Source organism: Myxococcus sp. AB025B (assembly GCF_006518215.1).
GTDB classification, from domain to species: domain Bacteria; phylum Myxococcota; class Myxococcia; order Myxococcales; family Myxococcaceae; genus Myxococcus; species Myxococcus fulvus.
The window spans coordinates 20,585-39,026 of sequence record NZ_SRLW01000030.1; the positions used below are offsets into that span (position 1 = coordinate 20,585).

Consider the following 18,442-nt stretch of genomic DNA (forward strand, 5'->3'; position numbering starts at 1 on the left):
GCACACAATGTCTAGCGTCATGCGCAAGACCTCGCTCGTCGTCCAGCTCGCGGCACTCGTCTGCTTGGCTCTGGGGTGCGCCTCGGCCCCGTCCCGTCCGTCGGCCTCGGCCTCGCTGACAGGCCAGCAGACCTCCGTGGAATCCCAGGGCCTCACCGAGGCCACCCTGCGCTTCGGCGCCCAGCTCGAGAGCACCGGCCCCGGCATGGTGGAGCGGGCCGACTACGAGCTCGTCTCCGACGGGAAGGTCCTCAAGAAGGGCTCCGCCAGGCTGGAGACGGCCCTCCAGCCCGGGGCCGCGACGGAGGTGTCCTTCGAGGAGAAGGCCGCCTACGTCCAGAGCCCCGAGGACCTCGCGCGCCTGAGCGCCCAGGGCGGCACGGTGCTGCTCGCCCTCCGAGGCGTGCTGGTGGTGCGCTCCGGTGACTCCGAGCAGCAGGTCCCCTTCGCCGCGAGCCGCGCGGTGCGCGTGCCCCGCCTCCCCACCGTGGTGGTGGAGGAGCTGGATGGGGCGCGCTACTCGGCCGAGGAGGTGCAGCTCAACCTCCGGCTGGGTATCCGCAACCCCAACCCCTTCCCGCTGAAGCTGGATGGGCTGACGTGGCAGGTGGCCGTGGCGGGCAAGGCGCTGGACAGCGGGACGCTGGCCCAGGCGGACAGCGTGGATGCGTCCGCCACGGGTGTGTACCCGGTGGAGGTGGCGGTGACGAAGGACTCGTGGGGGCCGGAGGTGAAGTCCCTCATCTCCCGAGGAATCCTGCCCTATGGGGTGACAGGAGAGCTGACGGGTCCACTGATGCGGGTGCCGTACTCGCTGACGGGCGAGGTGAAGCTGAACGTGTCCCGCTAGGATGGGCGATGCGTGCCCATCTATCTGTTGAGTGAAGAGCACCCGGAGCTGTTCCCTCCTCCGGACCGCGCGGACAAGAGCGGCGTGCTCGCCGTGGGCGGGGACCTGAGCCCCGAGCGGCTGCTGGCGGCATACTCGCGTGGCATCTTCCCCTGGTTCAGCGAGGGGGACCCCATCCTGTGGCACTCGCCGGACCCGCGCTTCGTGCTGGAGCCGGACAAGCTCCACGTGGGCCGCAGCCTGAGGAAGACGCTGGCGCGGGGCGAGTACGAGGTGCGCTACGACACGGCCTTCGCGCGCGTCATCACCGAGTGCGGCCGCGTGACGCGCCCCGGGCAGAGCGGCACGTGGATCACCGACGAGATGCTGGAGGCGTACGTCGCGCTGCACGAGCGCGGCTATGCGCACTCGGTGGAGGCGTGGGCGGAAGGCGAGCTGAAGGGCGGGCTGTACGGCGTGTCGCTGGGCGCGGCGTTCTTCGGCGAGAGCATGTTCGCGCTGGCGCCGGACGCGTCGAAGGTGGCCTTCGTCACCGCGGTGGAGCGCTTCAAGGCGTGGGGCTTCCAGTTCGTGGACTGCCAGGTGGAGACCGAGCACCTGTCGCGCTTCGGCGCGGAGTCCTGGCCCCGGAAGCGCTTCCTCACCGCGCTGCGCGAGGCCCTGCGCCAGCCGACGCGGCAGGGGAAGTGGACCCAGCCCGCGTCCGAGTGACACGAGCGGGTCCCGCGCCCTTCAGCGCCTCACCTTGCACGGGGACAGGGTGCGCTGCTGCACCATCAGGTCCTCCTCCGAGGGGCTGCTGTAGCGCACGGCCTTCGGCGCGGCCTTGGGCCTGGCCACCTCGTGCACATAGAGCGACATCAAGTCCCGCGTGAGGATGAACTTCAGCCCGCCGCTGTCGTGCAGGCCGCCGAAGAACACCGAGCCACCGTTGCGCAGCTGCACCGGCGTCAGCGCGCCAATGGGCTTGTGCAGCACCAGGGACAGGTCCTCCGTGGCCCAGTCACACGGGTTCTTCTTCCCCGCGCGCTCCATCCACGTCACCAGGAAGTCGCTCACCGTGGTGCCGTCCTCCCAGCTCGCGCCGATGCGCTCCCACAGCCGTCCGCACTCCGGCATGTCGCAGTCGCGCGCGGGCACGTACTCCATCACGTCCGAGGGGAGCCCCTCCGCCTCCTTGCCCGTCTCGCGCTCCGTCGGTCGGCGCAGCTTGCAGCCCGTGGGCTCGTCCTTCTGCCGCAGCGCCACCGGCGTGCCGGACAACCTGCCCGGCGGCAGCAGGTCACACTCCGCCTGCACCTCCGCCATGAGGAACGTCTTGCGTTCCGCGTCCGTGGCGCCCATGCGCACGGCCCACCAGGCGCTCGGCACCGCGCGACAGGGCACCGTGTCCGTCTTGCCGTAGATCCACAGCGGAATCGTCGGGTCCGGCGCGCCCAGCTTCCGGATGTCCAGCTCGTCCACCCGCTTGAAGCCGGCGCGCTCCCGCTCCAGCCCCTTGAAGTAGGGGTCCTTCGACTCGGGGATGATGGCCTGGTGCACCAGCCAGCCCGAGCCCTCCAGCCCCGCCTGCGAGCGCTGGGTGAAGGGCACCACGTCCGGGCGCTTCGGACAGCCCCGCTCCACGTCGGAGGGGACGATGAACTTCACCGAGCCATCATCGTCCTGCGCCCCCGCGCTCCACGGCGCGAGCAGCGCCCATCCCAACACCCACGCAGTCGACCGCATCGACACTCGCATCCGCTCTCCTCCAGGCGACTCGAATCCCGCATGCGTTCATACCCCAAGCCCGGCGCGCCGCGGCACCTCGACGCACCGCGCCCGAAGCACGGCCAGCACCTTCGCGATATGAACACCCCGACACCCACTCACCAGGATGAGCCCATGCGCGCCCTGTCGATGCTGGCCGCGATGACACTGGCCTTGATGGCCTGCGGCAAGGACAAGCCCGACCCCGAGCCCCAACCTCCCGTCAGCGACGCCGACGAGGGCGACTGGGAGGACACGGGCCCCTTCGCCACCTGCGGCGTGGACGCCGCCTCCAACGCCTGCGGCAGCCTGGGCAGCTTCGACATCACCGGCTGCACCCCCGGGCAGCTCGCCTCGCTGGACCCCGACGGCGTCTACACGCTTCACGTGCGCGCGCGCACGCCCCGCTACGGCAACACCTACGCCTTCTCGTCGCAGTCGATGCGGCTGGCGGACTCGGGCGACCAGTACGCGGGCGGCCTGCCCCTCGACACGCGGCAGGTGCATGCCGGTGGCGTCGTCTTCGCCTCCGGCTCGTTCACCTCGGGCACCACCTCCCGACGCCGCTCGTTCATCGGCTGCCAGTCCCCCGCCCCGAACCGCCTGCAGGGCTGCTACGTGGACTGCATCAACGGCCGGCTCGAGAGCGAGGGCACCTTCGACGCATGGAAGGTCACGCCTCGCGACGGCGAGCCGGTGTCCTCCGGCCTGGAGCTGCTGTCCGAGACCGCCGTGTCGGCGGGCCTCGCCGCCGACGTCTACGTCACCAAGGGCCACGCCTACGTCGTGTCCCTGTACGGCGGCCTCTTCGTCTACGACGTGAGCGACCCGGCCAACCCCCGGCTCACCCGCAACATCCGCCGCGCGAACGACAACTACTGGAACGGCGTGTGGGCGAAGGACGACGCGCTCTACATCGCCAGCGACTCGCGCGGCGTCATCGTCTTCGACATCAGCACTCCGGGCGAGCCGCTGGAGGTGCGCGCGATGGGCACCGCGCGCACCAACGTGCACACGGTGTTCGTCGAGGGAAATCGCCTGTTCGCCGCGTCCCCCGCGCCCACGGGAGAGGTGCTCGTCTACGACATCTCCCAGCCGCTCGACCCCCAGCTGACGGGCACCTTCCAGGCCACGGGCTTCACCGCGGCGACGTCCTACGGCCCCCACGACATGTTCGCCTTCGAGGGCCGGCTCTACGTCAACTTCTGGCGCGCCGGCTACGTCATCGCGTCGCTGCAGGACGACGCCGCGCCCCGTCAGCTCGGCGCCTACCGCTACGAGCACTCCAACAGCCACGCCAGCGCCGTCGCGCGCTACGGCGAGCGCCTCATCGCCTTCGAGGGCGGCGAGGACTGGGGCGCGCACCTGCGCGTGCTGGACGTGACGGACGCGGCCAACCCCAAGCGCATCGGCGAGTACCGCCTGCGCCAGCACGTCTCCATCCACAACATGGTGCTGTCCGGCACGAAGCTCTACGTCGCCTGGTACCACGAGGGCGTGCGCGTGCTGGACGTGTCCACCCCGGAGAGCCCCCGCGAGGTGGCCCACTACAACACCTTCCGTCCGGACGACCCGATGCGCGGCGAGAGCTTCTACGATGGCGCCATCGGCATGCGCGTGCCCGGGGACGGCTTCATCTACGCGGTGGACACCTCGCGCGGCCTGCTCATCCTGCGCGAGACGCCCTGAGCCTCACTGCGCCTTCTTGCGCGAGGGCTTCTTCGGCGCCGGCTTGAGGATTTCAATCTCCACCGGGGGCTCCGACTTCACGTCGGGGCCCGCGTCCGGCGTGGCGGCCGAGGGCTCCGGGGCCTTCACCTCCACCCGGTCCTCCAGCGGCACCCGCCCCGCCGAGCGGCGGAACAGCTCCCACAGCGCCTTGTGCCAGTCCTCGCGGCTCGCCGAGCCCGACACCACCAGCCCCGCGCCGCTGTAGCGCGCCTCCAGCCCCAGCGGCTGCAGCGCGGTGGTGAACGACGTGAGCTGCTCCTGGAGCGCCGGCACGTCGAACGTCAGCTCCAGCTCCCGCGCGACGAAGGCGTCCGTGCGCAGCACCTCCAGCAGCGCCGCGCGGCACGCCGCGTCCTTCACCGTAGCCGTCAGCGCGCGCTCCGTGCCCTGCGTGGCCTTCAGGTCCGGACACGCCTTGCGCGCCGCCGCCAGCCGGGGCGTGACGTCCTCGTCCGGAGGGTTGCCCACGGTGAGCCGCCACACGGCGAAGCGCCCCTCCGCGTAGAGCAGCATCAGCGTGCGCCCGGGCTTTCGCCCACTGAGCAACAGTTCGTTGCTGCCCTGGAGCACCTCCACGTGGGCCACGGAGGGGTCCTCCACCTCCACCCACTCGACGGCCGCCAGCTTCTGGAACTGCTCCTTGTCGACGTCCAGGGAACGGACCAGGTCCACCGGCCACGCCAGGGCCAGCGCGGGGACGAGGAGGGCCAGGAGTGCTCCAAGGGAATACATGCGAGCGGGCATCGGGGCTCCGGCGGGGTGGAACGGACCCTTAGCACGGGATAAGAACGGTGCTCTATGCCTACCTGGGCCCTCTGGGTCGCCTGCCTGGCGCTGTGCTTCGTCAGGTCGCTGGTCGCCGCGGCCGAATCCGCGCTCTACGGAACGTCGGACCTGCGTGCACAGGAGCTGGCCGAGTCCCACAAGGGCGCGTCGAGCCGACGCGTGCTGCGTCACAAGACCGAGCGCGAGGCCACCGCCACCGCGCTGCGCCTGGGCACCCTGCTCAGCGGGTTCCTCGCCGCCGCCATCGGCGCGTTCGTCCCGCCGCGCATGCTGGATTTGACGCGCTACGGTGAGGCCGCGTGGCTGCCCGTCGCCACCGTGGCCGCGGGCGCGCTGTTCGTCGGCGTGCTGGCCAGCCTCATGGAGGTCACCATGCGGGGCCTCGCCAACGCGAACCCGGAGCGCTGGGCGCTGCGGCTGTCGGGCGTGGTGTCGCTGCTGGTGGCGGTGCTCTATCCGCCCATGCGCGTGGTGCTCGGCGTGCTCAACCTGATGGCGCGCACCTTCGGCCGCACGCTGCGCTTCGAGCCGCCACCGCCGCCGCTGGAGGAGCTGGAGAAGCTGCTCGCCGCGCAGGCCGCGAAGAACGAGGTCGACAAGAGCGCGCCCCAGCTCATCCGCTCCATCTTCGAGCTGTCCGACAAGCGCTGCCGCGACGTCATGGTGCCGCGCACCGAGGTCGTCACCGTCGACAGCACCATCTCCTCCGAGGACCTGCTGCGGCTGCTCGCCGAGGAGAACCACTCGCGCATCCCCGTGTACCGGGACGACGTGGACCACATCATCGGCGTGCTGCACGCGCGCGACATCATCCCACTCCTGCAGCACCCGGAGCTCATCGTCCTGCAGGACATCATCCGCCCCGCGCACTTCGTGCCGTGGATGAAGCCCATCGGCGACCTCCTGCGCGACATGCAGAAGCGGAAGATCCACATGGCCATCGTCGTGGACGAGTACGGCGGCTTCATGGGCGTCGTCACGCTGGAGGACATCCTGCGTGAAATCGTCGGCGACATCGGCGACGAGTTCGAGGTGGAGGAGAAGCAGGTCGAGAAGATGGCGGACGGCAGCTTCATGGTGGACGCCGCCATGGAGGTGGACAGCTTCACCCAGGCCTTCGGCTTCCCGCTGCCCGAGGGCGACTTCGACACGCTGGGCGGCTACCTGTCGTCGCTCGCCGGCCACCTGCCGGACGTGGGCGAGCGCTTCACCTACAACGGCTGGCAGTTCGTCGTGGCCAACAAGGAAGGCGCCCGCATCGACCGCGTGCGCATGTCCCGGCTCAAGAGCGCCGCGCCCACCAAGGACGCGCGCCCCAAGGAGCCTCGCTCCGAGGCCCCCGCGGCCAAGTCCTGAGCGTCACTCCGCCATGCCCTCCAGCGGGGGCACGTGCGTGAGCTTGCGCGAGCCCTGGGCCCGGAAGGACGCCCGCCGCTCCGTGCCGCCGAAGCGCAGCACCACCCCGCCGCGCAGCCGCACCGGCACCGCCCCCGTCACCGGCGCCACGCGCTCGGCGGCCAGCGGGAAGAGCACGCGCAGGGGCACCTCGCCCTGGGGCGGCAGCGCCGCGTCCACCTGCTGCTGGCCGGTGGCCACGCGCCGTCCGTCCACCCACAGCTCGAAGTCCACCGCGGTCAGCGTCGCCGGGTCCGACGCGGGGTTCCTCACCTGGAGCCCCACGTCGAGCAGGCCCGAGCCGTCCGCCTGGAAGTCCACGTCCAGCGACTCGACGCGCACCGCCTCGTCGTAGGCGCGCGGCTTGAGGGGCACCGCGCCCAGGCAGCCCGGGCCGACGAGCGCCGCCCATGCCCCGAGGACGAGGAGCCGCGCGCGCATCAGCCGCCCAACAGGGGCTGGAGCGCCTCCACCGTGAGGGGCCAGCCCGCCCGGCGGGCCAGCGCCTCCAGCGCCTTGATGAACTCCGCCGCCGACTGGAAGCGCCGCGCCCGGTCCGCGAAGAGCGCCTTGCGCACCACCAGCCCGGCGTAGTCCGGCAGGTCCGACGTCACCGAGGAGAGCAGCGGCACCCGCGCGTCGCGCACCTTGTGCATCAGGTCCGCCTCGTTGTCGCCCGAGTACAGCCGCCGGCTGGCGAACAGCTCCCACAGGATGATGCCCACCGCGAACAAGTCGGTGCGCGCGTCCACCGCCTGCCCCAGCACCTGCTCGGGGCTCATGTACGGCAGCGTGCCGCGCAGCGCGCCCGCGTCGCCGCGCATCATCCCCTCCACCTCCGCCACGCCGAAGTCCGTCAGCTTCACGTCGCCGTTGATGCCGAGCAGCACGTTGGCCGGGTTGAGGTCGCGGTGGACGATGGTGGCGCCGTTCTCCCCCACCTTCGCCCGGTGGATGTAGTCGAGCGCCTTGAGCAGGCACCACGCGATGTAGCACGCGGCCTCGGGCGGCATCGCCGCGCCGGCCTTGAGCAAGAGCTCCTGCATGTAGCCGAGCGTCCGGCCACTGACGAGCTCCTGCACCATGAGGTAGTCCGGCCCCGCCTTGAACAGGCGGAACGTCCGGACGATGTGCGCGTGTCGCAGGCGCACCGTCAGCTTCGCCTCGTCGACGAAGGCCTTCACGTAGGCCGTGTCATTGCGGAACGACGGGTGCAACCGCTTGATGACAACTTCGTCAGGCTCGCCGGGCGAGCGCTGCGTCGTGGACCGGGCTCGCGCCTGGTACACCTCCGCCATGCCGCCAACGGCCAGTCGGCCGACTACCTCGTAGCCACCCAGGTCCGGAGCATCCGCCACGACACAAGCCTACTGCGATTTTCCGCAGGCACCCACTATTCAGCCATCAAGGCTGAATACAGGGCCTCGTATCGCCGGGCGGAGACATCCCAGGAAAAGTCCTTCTCCATGCCCCGCCGCCGGAAATCCGCGAGCCGGGGCGGGTCCGCGTAGAGGGCCTGGGCCCGGCGGAAGGCGGCCAGGAGCGCGGCCTTGTGGAAGGCCTCGAAGAGGATGCCGTTGCCGTCCAGCCCCCCCTCCACGGTGTCCACCAGCCCCCCGGTGGCCCGGACGATGGGGACGGTCCCGTAACGCAGCGAATACATCTGGTTCAGCCCACACGGCTCGTAGCGGCTGGGCATCAGGAAGAAGTCGGCGCCGGCCTCCACCAGATGTGACAGGGCGGGGTCGAAGCCCAGGTGCACGGACACCTGGCGCGGGAAGCGGGCCTGCAGGGCGCGCAGGCCCTCCTCCAGGGGGCCCTCGCCGCTGCCCACGCCCACGAAGCGGAGGTCCGCCTGCAGCGCGGTGGGCAGCACCTCCAGGAGCAGGTCCATGCCCTTCTGCCACGCCAGCCGGCTGACGATGGCGAACACGGGCGCGTCCCCCTCCGGCAGGCCGAAGCGCTCGAGCAGCGCCCGCTTGCACACCGCCTTGCCCTCCATCTCCCGAGGGCCGAAGCGCGCCGGCAGGTAGGGGTCCGTGACGGGGTTCCACTCGTGCACGTCCACGCCGTTGAGGATGCCGTGCAGCCGGTGGGCGCGGCGGCGCAACAGCCCGTCCAGGCCGTAGCCCTGCTCGGGCGTCTGGATTTCGCGCGCGTACGTGGGCGACACGGTGGTGAGCGCGTCGGAGAAGACCAGGCCCCCCTTGAGCAGGTTGACGGTGTCGTAGAACTCCAGCCCGCCCTCCGAGGTGAACAAGTCCCAGGGCAGCCCCAGGTCCGCCATCACGTCCTTCTGGAACTGTCCCTGGTAGGCCAGGTTGTGGATGGTGAACACGCTCCTGGCGCGCGACAGCGGCGTGGACTGGAAGCCGCGCCGCAGCGCCACGGGGACCAGCCCCGTCTGCCAGTCGTTCGCGTGGATGATGTCCGGCTGGAAGCCCACGCGCTGGGCCGCCTGGAGCGCGCCCACGGACAGGTAGGCGAAGCGCCGCGCGTTGTCGCCGAACTCGCCCGCCGCGTCGCCGTACAGCCCGTGGCGGCCGCCGAAGAAGTGCTCGTTCTCCAGGAAGAGGACCTCCAGGCCCTGCGCCACGCGGGCGGAGAGGATGGGCCCGCCCACCTCGCCGAAGGGGAAGCGCAGCTGGAGCGACTGTCCGGTGGGCGCGAGCCGTCCGGCGTCGCGCAAGTCGCGGTAGCGCGGGGTGACGACCTTGACGTCGTGGCCCAGCGAGGCGAGCGCGGCGGGCAGCGCGCCGGCCACGTCCCCCAGTCCCCCCGTCTTCGAAAAGGGCGCCACCTCCGAGGAGATGAAGAGAATCTTCATGTGACAACCATGACGGTTGCGCCGGATGAGTCAACCGTGAACGTGCGCCCACTGTCCGCGTCCTTTATGGTGCGCCCGTGCTGATACCTCCCGACCCCATCCAGCGCTTCGCGGACGTCTTCGAGCGCGCCAAGAAGGCCATCCCCGTGGACCCCAACGCGGTGGTGGTGGCCAGCGTCGGCGCCGACGGACGCCCCAGCGCGCGCGTCGTCCTGCTCAAGGACTTCGATGCGCGCGGCTTCGTGTTCTTCACCAACCACGAGAGCCGCAAGGGCCAGGAGCTGCGCGCGCACCCCTTCGCCGCGCTGTGCTTCTACTGGCAGCCCCTGGACGAGCAGGTCCGCGTGGAGGGCCGCGTGGAGGTGGTGTCCCCCGAGGAGGCGGACCAGTACTTCAGGAGCCGCGCGCGCGGCAGCCAGGTGGGCGCGTGGGCCAGCCTCCAGAGCCAGCGGCTGGGCTCGCGCGATGAATTGGAGTCGCGCGTGGAGGACGTGGAGAAGCGCTACGCGGGAGGGGACGTGCCGCGCCCGCCGCACTGGTCCGGCTTCCGCGTGGTGCCCGACCGCATCGAGTTCTGGCACGCCCAGCCCAGCCGGCTGCATGACCGGCACGTCTACCTGCGCGACGGCGACGCGTGGCGCACGCAGATGCTCTACCCGTAGCGACGCGGCCCCTCGTGCTACCAGGGCACCTCCGCGCCCTGGTAGTCAAAGAAGCGACCACTGTGCTCCGCGCGCAGCTCATCGATGACGTTGAGCATCCCTCGCACCGAGTCGCGTGGCGGCAAGGGCGCGTCCGGCCCGCCCATGTCCGTCTTCACCCAGCCGGGGTGCAGGAGCACGGGGACGATGCCCTGGGCACGCAAGTCATTGGACAGGTTGCGCACGCCCATGTTCAACGCGACCTTGGACATCCGATAGGCATAAGCGCCGCCGTCGCTGTTGGACGACAGCGAGCCCATGCGCGAGGTGACGTAGGCCACCTTGCGCGAGCGGCCCCGCAGGAGCCCCGGGAGCAGCGCGCTGGTGACACGCAGCGGCCCCAGCGCGTTGACGGCGAAGGTGCGCACCACGTCCGCGTAGTCCACGTCCGTCAGCGCGCACCACAACCCTGGCACGCCCGCGTTGTTGATGAGGACATCCACCGGCTCCAGCAGCACCTCGTCGGCGAAATCCCTGACACTCGCCTCGTCGGCCACGTCCAGCGCATGGACTCTCAAGCGCCCCGCACAGTCGTGTTTCAGCGGCTCCAGCCGCCGCCTCCCCTCCTCGGTGCGCACCCCGGCGTCGACGATGTCGCCGCGCTCGAGGAGCTGTTGGACGAACTCATACCCAATGCCCCTGCTCGCTCCGGTGATGACGTAGCGCATGCTCTTCATTAACGCGCCGAATGGATGTCCTTGGCAAAACACGGACGAATGACGCGAGTGAGTGCACGCTGGTCACCGGAAAATTTGATTCAGGAGAGACAACCCATGACTGTCGCCGTCGTAGGAGGTGGGATTTCAGGTCTGGTCGTCGCCTGGCGATTGCGCTCCCGCGGTAGGGATGCCGTTCTCCTGGAGACAACCCCCCGGCTCGGTGGCGCGGTGGGCACGCGCGCGCAGCAGGGCTTCCTCCTGGAGACGGGCCCCAACAGCTTCCTGGACCGCGAGCCCGCCATGAGAGAGCTGGCATCCGCGCTCAACCTGGAACACAGGATTCGCGCGGCGGATGGGGCGGCGAAGCGGCGGTATGTCTACACGCGGGGGAAGCCGCGCGCGGTGCCCGCATCGCCGCCGGCGTTCCTGAAGTCGGACATCCTCCCCTTCGGCGCGAAGCTGCGGGTGATGGGGGAGCTGTTCAGCGGCCGCGCGGCGGCTGGCGTGGACGAATCCCTGGCGGACTTCGGGCGCCGGCACCTGGGGGCCACGGCGACGCGGGTGCTGCTGGACGCGGTGCAGACGGGCATCTTCGCGGGCGACGTGGAGAAGCTGAGCGTGGGCGCCACGTTCCCGCAGCTCGTGAAGCTGGAGCGCGAGCACAGAAGCCTCCTGCTCGGCGCCATCCACGCCCAGAAGGCCCAGGCGAAGGCGCAGAAGGCCCTGCCCGCGGGCAGCACCGCGCCGAAGCTGAGCGGCGCGCTGAGCACCTTCGAGGGCGGGCTCGGCACGCTCATCGACGCCCTGGGCACGGCGCTCGGGGACGCGGCGCGCACCGGCGCCACGGTGGAGGGCCTGACGCGGGCAGACGACGGCTGGCGGCTCGCGGTGAGCGAGCGGGGACAGCGCTCGGAGCTGAAGGCGTCCCACGTGGTGCTGGCCGCGCCCACATACGTGACGCGGGGCCTGTTGGCGCCGCTGGACGCGGAGCTGGCTTCTCGCGTGGGCGGCATCGACTACGCGCCCATCGCCGTGGTGCACCTGGGCTTCGACGCGGGGACGACGCCCGCGCCGGACGGCTTCGGCTTCCTGGTGCCGCCGATGGAGAAGCGCCGCCTGCTCGGCGCCATCCACGCCTCCACCGTGTTCCCCTTCCGCGTGGAGGCGGGCCGGGTGCTCTACACGTGCATGGTGGGCGGCGCGACGCGGCCGGACCTGGTGGCGCTGGACGAGGCCGCGCTGGTGGCGCTGGCGCGCGAGGAGCTGAAGGCGCTCGCGGGCGTCACCGCCACGCCGACGCTCACCGAGGTCTTCCGCTGGAAGCGGGGCATCCCCCAGTACAACGTGGGCCACCTGGAGCGGATGGACGGCGTGGACCGGGCGCTCACGCGCCTGCCCGGGCTGCACCTGGCGGGGAACGCCTACAAGGGCGTGGGCCTCAACGACTGCATCCGCAACGGGCTGGCGCTCGCGGACGCGCTGGTGGACGCGGGGGCCTGAAAACGACGGCTCGGCCCCGGGCGGCGACCGTCCGGCGCGCCGGGTCCGTGGGGGCACGAGGGGCACGTCAGACTGGGCGTGCATGCTGCGCAGCCTCCGGAGACCCCCATGCCCCCCACCCTCCTCGTCGCCGCCGCCATCGTCCTGTTCCCCGTCGTCCTCGCCGGAAGCATCCTCGTCGACGCACTCGAGCTCGACGTGGACAAGGCCCCCGAGCAGTGACGCCTCCGACGGTGTAGGCTTCGTCGGGAGCATGTCGGAGAAGCCCGAAGGGTCCATCGTCCGCGCCACCCTGCGGGCCCTCGCGGAGCCCCGCAGGCTGGTGCCCATCCTCCTCGTCTGCGCCCCGCTCGTCGCCGCGCAGGTGAGCTTCAGCCGCGAGCCGCTCGCCCCGCACCTGGGCGTGCTCATGTGCCTGGTCTTCGTGGGCGTGGCCCCCGTCACCTACCGGGTCCTCTTCCCCAGCGGGCTGGATTTGAGCCACGGCGGCGTGCGCGTGCTGATGTACGGCACGCTGGGCAGCGGCGTGGTGCTGATGATGGGCATCGTGCTGCCCAAGCTCCTGGACATGGGGCCCACGTTCCTCACCCAGCGCACCAACCTCATGGTGTGCAACGCGCTGTTCCTCGTCGGCGGCTGGGGGCTGGGGCGGGACATCGGCTTCGAGGAGTCCCTGGCCAAGGAGCGCGCCCGCGCGGCCCGCTTCGCGCTGGAGGCCGAGCAGGCGCAGCTGCTCGCGCTGCGCAGCCACCTGGACCCGCACTTCCTCTTCAACACGCTCAACGCCATCGCCGAGTGGTGCCGCGAGGACGGCGCGGTGGCGGAGGCCGCGGTGCTCAGGCTGTCCACCATGCTGCGCTCGGTGCTCGCGGGCGTGCGCAAGGCGACCTGGCCCCTCTCGGAGGAGCTGGCGCTGATGCGCACCCTCTTCGACCTCCACCTGCTCAGGGACCCGGAGCTGTTCCAGCTCGCGGTGGACATCCGCCCCGGCGCCGAGGACGTGCCGGTGCCGCCGCTGGTGCTCCTGCCCCTGGCGGAGAACGCGGTGAAGCACGGCCCCGCCGCGGGCCACCGGGGCCGGCTGTCGCTGGAGGTGCAGGTGCGCGACGGCCAGGTGGCGGTGGCCATCGAGAACCCCGGCGCCTCCCGGGGGCCGCGCGAGGGCAGCGCGGGCCTGCCCACCGTGGAGCGCAGGCTCGCGCTGGCCTATGGCGAACAGGCGCGCCTGTCGCTCACCAGTGACGCGGAGCGCACCCGTGTCACCGTCACCCTGCCCCGCTCGGGCCCCCTGCCAGGAGTCATCACGTGAGCCCCCCTCTGCGTGTCCTCATCGCCGACGACGAGCTGCTCGCCCGCAAGCGCCTGTCGCGACTGTTGGGCGCGCTGCCCGACGTGCAGGTGTGCGGCGAGGCGGCCGACGGGGAGGCGGTGCTCGCCGCGGTGCGCGCGGGCGGCGTGGACGTGGTGCTGCTGGACATCCACATGCCCGGCCTCAGTGGCCTGGACGCACTCGCGCTGCTGTCGGAAGACGGCCCCCGCGTGGTGCTCTGCACCGCGCACGCCGAGCACGCCGTGGACGCCTTCGAGCACGGCGCCGTGGACTACGTCTTGAAGCCCGTGGAGCCCGCGCGGCTGCAGAAGGCCCTGGAGCGCGTGCGCGCGAGAATCGGCGCGGAGCCCCGCGCCCGCGGGGACGGCGCCCCCACGGAGAAGCCGCCGCAGCAGGCCCGGGCGCTGGCGCGGCTGCCCATCCCCACGCGGCAGGGCATCGTCCTGGTGGACCCGGAGACCATCTCCCACGCGGCGCTGGATGACGAGCTGGTGACGGTGTTCACCGCGCAGGGCGAGTTCCTCACCGACTTCACGCTCAACGAGCTGGCAGAGAAGCTGCCCCAGGACCTGTTCCAACGGGTCCACCGCCGGGCGCTGCTCAACCTGCGCCACGTCGCCAGGCTGGAGCCCCTGGAGACGGGGGGCTACCTGGCGCGCACGTCGCGGGGCCACGCGGTGGAGGTCAGCCGCCAGTCCGCGCGCGAGCTGCGAAGGATGCTGGGTCTGCGCAAGGGCGCCGAGGACGAGGGCTGACCGCAGGTCCCCCTCGCGTGTCGCGGCGCGCCCAGCTCGCGCCGCACCTCACCTGCGACTACTGCACGCTCACCTCGACGTCGACGAGCTGGCCGTTCTCCTCGCGCTGGAAGCGCACGTTGCCCTCCTCGGTCCACGCGGGCGAGGTGCCCTGACCCAGGCTGTAGGCCGACGCGACGTTGTCCTGGGCGTCGAGCTTCATCACCCGCACCTCGGTGGTGGTCGTCGTCTGCGGCGCGAGGTAGACGATGATGCGGCGCTGGTTGGGCCCCCACTGCACGGGGGTGTTGCTCACCGGGGCGGGCACGTAGGCGGGGTCCGTGGCGAACGACGTGCCCTGGTTCGTCACCTGCGCCAGGTTCTTCCCGTTGGGCTTCACGCGCCAGAAGGACGCGAGCCCCGAGCGCAGCTTCGACTGGAACAGGATGCTCTTGCCGTCCGGCGTCCACGACGGGCTCTGGTCGTCATGGCCCGTCGTCAGCCGCTCCGTCTTGCCGTTGCTCGCCTTGTAGAGGTGGAGCTCCGCGCTGGTCACCGGCTGGCCCACGTTCCACGAGGAGGGCAGCTTGGCGAACACCACCTGGCTGCCGTCCGGCGACACCGACGGGGCGCTCGCGCGCTCGGCGATGAGCGTCGACTTGCCGTCCTTCACGCCGTAAAGCTGCTGGCTCGGCGTGAGGTAGACGATGATGCGTCGGTCCGCGACGGCGCCCTGCGACTGCTCCGCCACGGTGGTGTCACCGCCGGAGGATGCGGCCTCCATGTCCGCGCCACCGCAAGCGGTCAGCGCCAGAGAAGAAGCCATCCACATCACGAGTGTCCCGCGACGAGCGATGCTTCGGACTTCATTCGGATGCATACGGTCCTCTGTGTGAAAATTTCCGCTGCCGAGTACGAATACTGACAAAGGAGTCTGACCCGCACTCACGGGTATTTCACGTCAGACTGCTGGAACAATCCACCCAGTCTCAATTGACCCGCCGATTACCCAACGCGCCTCTCGCACCGCGTCAGCGGTTGACGAACAGCGCCGGGATGCGCGCCGCGTCGTCACCCAGCACTTCCGAGAGGAGCTGGTGCGCAGGAGTGGGAAGCGTGGTGCCGGCGCGTGCACAGCGGGAAGCCTCGTCCAATGTGCGCATGGGCACGTCGCAGTAGGACTCGCGCCAGTGGACGGAGAGGGACTCGGCGAAGCGGCGGGCCATCAGCTCCACGCGCTGCTCCAGCCAGCCCTCGGGCGAGGTGAAGCTGGCGCGGCGCGGGCGAATCTCACCGGGCTCGAAGTGGACGTCGTGCTCGAGCGAGGACTCGGACAGGTGGTCCTGGAGCACCGTCGCCAGCGGGGCCCGACGCGCGTCCAGCACACCCGAGGAGGACAGCGTGAGCTGGTGCTCCACCGACAGGCGCAGGGCGTGGTACTCGAAGGTGCGCGCCACATCCCTGTAGCGCGTGACGGGCACGGTGAAGTTGCGCGTGTACGTGCGCACCTTGGTCACCTTGCGCGTCTGCGTCTTGCCGTCCTTGTCGGTGTACGTCTCGTCCGCCTCGAACGGCTCCTCGATGGTCTCCTTGCGCTCCTCGTGGTCGGTGTAGGGGACCCGCTCCGTGTACGGCGCCGTCATGGCCACGTTCTCGCTGCCGCGGCGCGTGTCGAAGCGGCCGGCGAGCAAGAGCTCCGGCTGGGGCTTCGCGGCGGGCGAGTACCAGGGCGACAGCTCGTAGGCGCGCGCGAGCCGCGAGCGCAACAGCTCCATGCGCGCGGCGTCGAGGCCCGACACCTGGCCCTCCCACGTGGGCACGCGGGTGAGCTCGGGGGCCGGAGCGGGCTCGGGGGCGGGCTCGCGCCAGTGGCGGCAGTAGCGCGACACCACCTCGCGCCAGTGCGCGCCGGTGTCGGACGTCACGGCCTTGAGGCGCCCGCAGGTGTCCTTGCCGCTCTGGAGCACGGAGGACTCCATCTCGCGCTGGATGCCGACCATCTCCTTGTGCGCGAGCAGCGGACGCTTGCGGATGAGCGTCTCCTCCGCCGTCAGCGCGTGGCCCTGGCTCGCGGGCGCGACGATGACGGCGCGCAGGTGCCGGTGCGTGCCCTCCATCTCCTCCAGGAGCGAGCTCTCCAGGCCACCGCTGAGCTTCGCGTTCCACTGCACGCGCCGGTCGAGGAAGCGCAACAGGTCGTCCTCGGCCTTCTCGTCGATGCCGTCCAACCGGAAGCGCCGCGCGTTGCCGAGCAGCTGACTGAGCGCCTTGCCGCGCAGGCCATCGCGCTCGATGACCAGCGACTTGTCATGCGGGTCCTTGGCGACGAGGTCGTCATAGAGGCTGGCGGCCTCGACGAACTGGCCGTTGCGCGCCAGCTCGTCGGCGCGACCTCGCAGGGTGGAGCAGGCACTTCCCAAAAGAGCGAGCAGCAACAGCGGAGGAAGGAGTCGGGACATGGGCGAGAAGAGCAGGACCTCTGCCGCTGACGTGGCGGGCGCCCGGATATTCGCCCCAGCCGCGCCCGGCTCGCAACGGAGGGGGTCCTCCCGAGGCCGCCCGCCCGCCCGGGCCTACTCCACCGGCCAGTCGTGCACGGGGGCGCCGGAGGCCGTGAGCTCCAGGTAGCGCTCCAGCATCGCCGCCAGGGCGTCCCTGCGAGGCATGCCCGCCTCCAGCCGCGTGAGCACCTGCCGCTGCCAGCGCGCCCCCGTCCTGCGCGTGTCCACCCGGCGGGAGATGACCTCCAGCATCCGGTCCGCCTCGTCCGCCGCCACGCCCGCGGACACCAGCCCGCGGTGCGCCACGGGGATGAGCCTGCGCACCAGGTCCACCACGGGCACCACGCGGGGACTCGGCGCGGACTCGCCCGGCCACAGCAGCTCCGCGTCCAGCCCCCTGCGCGAGGCGCGGATGAAGTTGCCCGCAGCGTGCGCGAAGGGCAGCGCGGGCAGCAGCGCGTCGATGCGCTCGGCGAGCCCCAGCGTCAGGCCCAGGAGGAACGCGCCGTTGGCCACCATGTCCACCACGGAGGGCCCCGCGGGCAGCGCGCGCAGCTCGATGCGCAGGTGCCCCGCGTCCTTCGGGTCGTAGACGGCCCGGTTCCAGGACCACACCGTGCTCTGGTGCAGCCGCAGTTCCTCCAGCCCCGGCGGACGGCCCGAGGCCGCGTGCTCCAGCGGGGACTCGTGCCCCACCACGGGCAGCAGCGGCGGGTGCAGCGCCACCGACTCGGCGAACAGCTCGTAGGCGCCCTCGCGCACCCAGCCGTGGCCGAACGTCACGCGCCCGTGGGGCTGGAAGCCGCCCTCGCCCGGCTCGCCCCGGTCATCCACGGACTGACGGAACAGCGCCACGCGTGTCTCGTCCCAGAGCTTGCGCCCCAGGAACAGCGGCGAGTTGGCGCTGATGGCCAGCGCGGGCGCGGTGGCCAGCTGCGCGGCGTTGTACAGGCGCGCGAAGTCGGCGGGCGTCACGCGCAGGTGGAGCTGGAAGGACGTGTTCGCGCCCTCGAGCGTCGTGTCGTCCCAGGCGAGCGTCAGCGCCTCCTCGTCGCCCCGGATGGCGACCTCGATGGGCTTGCCGCGGCGCTGGCGGATGGCGTTGTTCAGCGCGCGGTAGCGGGGCTGGGCCGTCAGCGCGCCCTTGCCCAGGTCCGCCTCGCGCAGCGTGGGCAGGATTCCAATCACCGCCACCCGCGCGCCCTCGGCCGCCGCCGCGCGCCGCACCTCGCGGAGCGAGTCCTCCAGCTCCGCCTCAAGCGCGGTGAAGGGCCTCCCCGACAGCGGCCCCGGGCGCAGGTTGACCTCCAGGTTGAAGCGGTCCATCTCCAGCGTCACGCGCGGGTCCTTCGTGCGCGCGAGCACCTGCTGGTTCATCGGCAGCGGGAAGCCCCGGTCGTCCACGAGGAACAACTCCAGCTCCGCGCCAATCGTCGTCGGCCCCTCGCCGAAGCCGGGCCTGGCGAGGACGACGCGCAGCGCCTCCAGGCTCTCGTCGAGCCTGCGCGAGAAGCGCTCGAAGTCCTCCGGACCGAATTCCTCCTGCTGGATGGAGAGCCCCATGCGCGGACAACCTGTGCACGGTCGCCCGCACCGGCAGCACTCGCCAGGGGCTCGCTGGCCCGGCCGCCGGGACCGCCTCGGGCCGTCGGCTCCGGAGGCGCGCCCGTCTCCCACCC

The 18,442-nt window shown here is 71.4% G+C and carries 17 protein-coding genes; 8 read left to right on the forward strand and 9 right to left on the reverse strand.

Annotated elements, in window-relative coordinates; translation table 11 throughout:
- Positions 1-7: 7 nt before the first annotated feature.
- Both FL311_RS07415 and aat read left to right on the forward strand, forming a co-directional pair.
- Positions 8-850 (forward strand): LEA type 2 family protein, encoded by an 843-nt coding sequence (locus tag FL311_RS07415; protein ID WP_194869097.1) that lies wholly within the window; start codon positions 8-10, stop codon positions 848-850.
- 12 nt (positions 851-862) lie between these two features.
- Positions 863-1,561: a leucyl/phenylalanyl-tRNA--protein transferase gene (gene aat / locus FL311_RS07420; protein ID WP_141324234.1), complete on the forward strand. Its 699-nt coding sequence runs from the start codon at positions 863-865 to the stop codon at positions 1,559-1,561.
- A 21-nt stretch (positions 1,562-1,582) separates the two neighbouring features.
- Here the strand turns inward: aat and FL311_RS07425 are convergent, their stop codons facing one another.
- Complete coding sequence (locus tag FL311_RS07425; protein ID WP_141324235.1) at positions 1,583-2,590, reverse strand: hypothetical protein; 1,008 nt, start codon at positions 2,588-2,590, stop codon at positions 1,583-1,585.
- A 144-nt stretch (positions 2,591-2,734) separates the two neighbouring features.
- Here FL311_RS07425 and FL311_RS07430 point away from each other — a divergent pair, with 144 nt between their 5' ends.
- Positions 2,735-4,288 carry an LVIVD repeat-containing protein gene (locus FL311_RS07430; RefSeq protein ID WP_228556727.1) on the forward strand — a complete coding sequence of 518 codons (1,554 nt, stop codon included), beginning with the start codon at positions 2,735-2,737 and terminating at the stop codon, positions 4,286-4,288.
- Positions 4,289-4,291: 3 nt separating this feature from the next.
- Here FL311_RS07430 and FL311_RS07435 read toward each other — a convergent pair whose 3' ends face one another.
- Positions 4,292-5,074 carry a pilus assembly protein N-terminal domain-containing protein gene (locus FL311_RS07435; RefSeq protein ID WP_141324236.1) on the reverse strand — a complete coding sequence of 261 codons (783 nt, stop codon included), beginning with the start codon at positions 5,072-5,074 and terminating at the stop codon, positions 4,292-4,294.
- A 54-nt stretch (positions 5,075-5,128) separates the two neighbouring features.
- Between FL311_RS07435 and FL311_RS07440 the strand changes: the two genes are divergently transcribed.
- On the forward strand, positions 5,129-6,472 hold the full coding sequence (locus tag FL311_RS07440) for a hemolysin family protein (RefSeq protein ID WP_141324237.1): 1,344 nt from the start codon (positions 5,129-5,131) through the stop codon (positions 6,470-6,472).
- Between the two features lie 3 nt (positions 6,473-6,475).
- On the opposite strand, the gene FL311_RS07445 is transcribed toward FL311_RS07440, so the two are convergent.
- Genes FL311_RS07445 through glgA form a run of 3 tightly spaced genes read right to left on the reverse strand, consistent with a single transcriptional unit; the run spans position 6,476 to position 9,338 of the window.
- Positions 6,476-6,952, reverse strand: a complete 477-nt coding sequence (locus FL311_RS07445) for an LEA type 2 family protein (RefSeq protein ID WP_141324238.1) — start codon at positions 6,950-6,952, stop codon at positions 6,476-6,478.
- A complete protein-coding gene (locus tag FL311_RS07450) occupies positions 6,952-7,869 on the reverse strand; it encodes a serine/threonine-protein kinase (RefSeq protein WP_046711397.1) in 918 nt (305 codons plus the stop codon). The genes FL311_RS07445 and FL311_RS07450 overlap by 1 nt, the downstream gene beginning before the upstream one ends.
- 35 nt (positions 7,870-7,904) lie before the next feature.
- Complete coding sequence (gene glgA, locus FL311_RS07455; protein ID WP_141324239.1) at positions 7,905-9,338, reverse strand: glycogen synthase GlgA; 1,434 nt, start codon at positions 9,336-9,338, stop codon at positions 7,905-7,907.
- A gap of 77 nt (positions 9,339-9,415) precedes the next feature.
- Here glgA and pdxH point away from each other — a divergent pair, with 77 nt between their 5' ends.
- Positions 9,416-10,000, forward strand: coding sequence for a pyridoxamine 5'-phosphate oxidase (pdxH, locus tag FL311_RS07460; RefSeq protein WP_141324240.1), 585 nt, complete (start codon positions 9,416-9,418; stop codon positions 9,998-10,000).
- Between the two features lie 17 nt (positions 10,001-10,017).
- Here the strand turns inward: pdxH and FL311_RS07465 are convergent, their stop codons facing one another.
- Positions 10,018-10,716: an SDR family oxidoreductase gene (locus FL311_RS07465; RefSeq protein WP_228556728.1), complete on the reverse strand. Its 699-nt coding sequence runs from the start codon at positions 10,714-10,716 to the stop codon at positions 10,018-10,020.
- Positions 10,717-10,812: 96 nt separating this feature from the next.
- Between FL311_RS07465 and hemG the strand changes: the two genes are divergently transcribed.
- From hemG to FL311_RS07480, 3 genes are all read left to right on the forward strand, one after another.
- A complete protein-coding gene (hemG, locus tag FL311_RS07470; protein WP_141324241.1) occupies positions 10,813-12,198 on the forward strand; it encodes a protoporphyrinogen oxidase in 1,386 nt (461 codons plus the stop codon).
- A 253-nt stretch (positions 12,199-12,451) separates the two neighbouring features.
- Positions 12,452-13,507 (forward strand): sensor histidine kinase, encoded by a 1,056-nt coding sequence (locus FL311_RS07475; protein ID WP_141324242.1) that lies wholly within the window; start codon positions 12,452-12,454, stop codon positions 13,505-13,507.
- A complete protein-coding gene (locus tag FL311_RS07480; RefSeq protein ID WP_141324243.1) occupies positions 13,504-14,283 on the forward strand; it encodes a LytTR family DNA-binding domain-containing protein in 780 nt (259 codons plus the stop codon). The genes FL311_RS07475 and FL311_RS07480 overlap by 4 nt, the downstream gene beginning before the upstream one ends.
- A 58-nt stretch (positions 14,284-14,341) precedes the next feature.
- Here FL311_RS07480 and FL311_RS07485 read toward each other — a convergent pair whose 3' ends face one another.
- From FL311_RS07485 to FL311_RS07495, 3 genes are all read right to left on the reverse strand, one after another.
- Positions 14,342-15,088 carry a hypothetical protein gene (locus FL311_RS07485; protein WP_228556729.1) on the reverse strand — a complete coding sequence of 249 codons (747 nt, stop codon included), beginning with the start codon at positions 15,086-15,088 and terminating at the stop codon, positions 14,342-14,344.
- Positions 15,089-15,293: 205 nt separating this feature from the next.
- Positions 15,294-16,721: a hypothetical protein gene (locus tag FL311_RS07490; protein WP_141324245.1), complete on the reverse strand. Its 1,428-nt coding sequence runs from the start codon at positions 16,719-16,721 to the stop codon at positions 15,294-15,296.
- Between the two features lie 114 nt (positions 16,722-16,835).
- Entirely contained in the window at positions 16,836-18,326 is a 1,491-nt protein-coding gene (locus FL311_RS07495; protein ID WP_141324246.1) for a glutamate--cysteine ligase, read from the reverse strand.
- Positions 18,327-18,442 lie beyond the last annotated feature (116 nt).